General features: G+C 54.7%; 1 protein-coding gene. It reads right to left on the bottom strand.

The window, feature by feature from the left end; translation table 11 throughout:
• Nucleotides 1-607 (bottom strand): hypothetical protein (locus J7438_RS26925; protein WP_209279087.1); only part of this gene is annotated, 607 nt, incomplete at both ends.

The following is a 607-nucleotide window of genomic DNA, read 5'->3' as shown; positions in this document are numbered from 1 at the left end:
GCCAGGGTCTGCACCAGCGACTCCGCCTGTTCGGTTAACTTATCAATTACCCTGGACACGACCCGGGCATCACCGGCAAACAGGCCGTTCACCAGCTCACCTACCCATGCAGCACCGTCGTGTATCCCTTGCCGGGTCAATTCCCCAAGCACCGCTTCGGCAGTAGTGTATGGGTGTTTTTGCAGAAGTGATTCCACCTGGTCGGCCACTGCGTTAACCATGTCGGCAAGCCCTTCACCCAGCATTCGGTCAACTTCGCGGGCTATCATCGTGGCTGAGTCTGTCGTTACCTCCCCGGTAGTGATCTCGGTAACGGTTGCTGTTTTCCAGTCTCCGGATTGCAAACGGTCACTCAGCAGTTCAACCATTAATTCAACCGTGGCTGTGGTCAGAAACGTCGGTAATTGTTCGGTAAGTGCCGTGCCGCCCTCTAAGGCATTCACGTCATCACATTGTTCACCGTTCTGCCTCGCGGCAAAGAGAGCCCCTTCTTTGACGACAAGATCCATAACCTCACGAATACTGCCCGCCAGAATCGGCTTGACCGCCTCCAACTGATCACTCTGTTTAATGACCAGGTCAACGGTTTCATCAGCCAGGTTACCCA

This window comes from Thalassotalea sp. G20_0 (genome assembly GCF_017744175.1).
Classification (GTDB): domain Bacteria; phylum Pseudomonadota; class Gammaproteobacteria; order Pseudomonadales; family Endozoicomonadaceae; genus Endozoicomonas.
The sequence above is the reverse complement of the archived record's forward strand: the minus strand, read 5'-3'. Positions and strand labels throughout refer to the sequence as shown.